General features: G+C 68.4%; 1 protein-coding gene. It reads left to right on the forward strand.

Features of this window, described 5'->3' with window-relative positions; all coding sequences use genetic code 11:
- Positions 1-2,316: type I polyketide synthase (locus ACLQ28_RS34370; protein WP_425690423.1), on the forward strand; the 2,316-nt coding region annotated here is incomplete at both ends.

The raw sequence follows: 2,316 nt of genomic DNA on the forward strand, positions 1-2,316 counted from the left end.
GGCGTTGCTGGCAGCGATCGAGGACACCGGCGGCACCGCGGTCGGCAGCCTACGTCGCGACCAGCCGGGCCCGGACATCTTCCTGACGAACCTGGCCCAGGCCCACACTCACGGCGCGGACCTCGACTGGGCAACGTTGAACACCCGGCCGGGACACGTCGACCTCCCCACCTATCCATTCCAACGGGAGCGGTTCTGGCTCGCGCCCGGTACCGCCGGTGAGGCCCGGCGCCCGATCACGTTGCCGCCGCACGCCGCCGTGCCGGCAGGCCTGTCATCCGAGCTCGCCGGTCTGCCCGCAGCCGAGCTGGAAGAGCGCCTGACCGACCTCGTACGGGCGCAGGCCGCCGCTGTCCTCGGCCACGCGGACTCCGGCGCTGTCCACGCCGACCGGACCTTCAAGGACTACGGCTTTGATTCGCTGACCGCCGTCGCCCTGCGGAAACGCCTCAACGAGCAGTTGGGCACTCGGCTGCCCATCGCCGTCGTCTTCGACCACCCGACCCCGGGGGCACTCGCCCGCCGCCTCGTCGCGGAGGTCACTGGAGAAGCCGTCGGCCAGGCCGTCCCGGCGCCGGTCCGTTCCGGCTCCGCGCCCGACGAGCCGATCGCCATCATCGGCATGAGCTGCCGGTTCCCAGGTGGAGTGGCGTCGCCGGAGGACCTGTGGCGGCTGACAGTGGACGGTGTCGACGTGGTCGGGGACTTCCCACTCGATCGTGGTTGGGATCTGGCCGCCCTATTCGACGGTGACCCCGAGCGTCCGGGCACGAGCTATGTACAACAGGGCGGCTTCCTGGATGACGCGGCGGAGTTCGATGCGGGATTCTTCGGGATTTCGCCACGTGAGGCGTTGGCGATGGATCCGCAGCAACGGCTGCTGTTGCACACCTCGTGGGAGGCGTTCGAGCGGGCGGGCATCGACCCCGACAGCGTGCGAGGCACCGAGGTCGGCGTGTTCGCGGGTGCCTCGGCGCAGGACTACGGACCTCGGCTACACGAGCCTGCCGAAGAACTTGACGGCTTCCTGCTCACCGGGAACGCGCCGAGCGTGATCTCCGGCCGCATCGCCTATGTGTTTGGTCTTGAGGGTCCTGCGGTGACGGTGGATACGGCGTGTTCGTCGTCGTTGGTGGCGTTGCATCTGGCCAGTCAGTCGTTGCGGTCGGGTGAGTGTTCGTTGGCGTTGGCTGGTGGTGTGACGGTGATGTCGACGCCGGGTGCGTTTGTGGAGTTCTCTCGGCAGCGGGGGTTGGCGGCGGATGGTCGGTGTAAGTCGTTTGCGGCGGCGGCGGATGGCACTGGTTGGTCCGAGGGTGTCGGGGTGTTGGTGTTGGAGCGGCTGTCGGACGCTCGGCGTCATGGTCATCGGGTGTTGGCGGTGGTGCGTGGGTCGGCGGTCAATCAGGACGGGGCGAGTAACGGCTTGACGGCGCCGAATGGTCCGGCGCAGCAGCGGGTGATTCGTCAGGCCCTGGCGAATGCGGGTGTGTCGCCGGCCGAGGTGGACGTCGTGGAGGCGCATGGGACGGGTACCCGGTTGGGTGATCCGATTGAGGCGCAGGCGTTGCTGGCGACGTATGGCCGGGATCGGGCGGGTGAGCCGCTGCGGTTGGGGTCGGTGAAATCCAACATTGGTCACACTCAAGCGGCCGCGGGTGTCGCGGGTGTGATCAAGATGGTGATGGCGATGCGGCATGGGGTGTTGCCGCGGACGTTGCATGTGGATGAGCCGTCGCCACATGTGGATTGGTCAGCCGGTGGGCTGTCTCTGCTGACCGGTAACACCGTGTGGCCGGAGAGTGGTCGTGCGCGTTGTGCGGGTGTGTCGTCGTTCGGGGTGAGTGGCACGAATGCGCACGTGATCCTGGAACAGGCCCCCGCCGTCGATCCGGCCCCGGTCATGGGCCCGACCGTGGATGCGCTTGTGGCTTCGGCCGTGGATCTGGCCGTGGATCCCGCCGTGGGTGCGGCCGTTGGTGTGGCCCCGGAATCGGCCGTGAATCCGGTCGTGGATTCGGCCTCGGTGGTGGGGCCGTTGGTGGTGTCGGCGCGGAGTGAGGGTGCGTTGCGGCGTTATGCCGGTGCTCTCTCGGAGGTGCCGGATTGTGGCGGGGTGGGGTGGGCGTTGTCGGGTCGCGCCCAGTTTGAGTGGCGGGCGGTGGCGCGGGATCGGGTGGCGTTGGCGGCGTTGGCTTCGGGTGGTTCGGGTCCGGGGTTGACGGTGGGTCGGGTGCTTGGGGGTAAGACGGCGTTCTTGTTTTCGGGTCAGGGTGGTCAGCGGTTGGGGATGGGTGCGGGGTTGTATGAGCGGTT

The sequence above is a fragment of the Micromonospora sp. DT201 genome (assembly GCF_049841575.1).
Lineage (GTDB): Bacteria > Actinomycetota > Actinomycetes > Mycobacteriales > Micromonosporaceae > Micromonospora.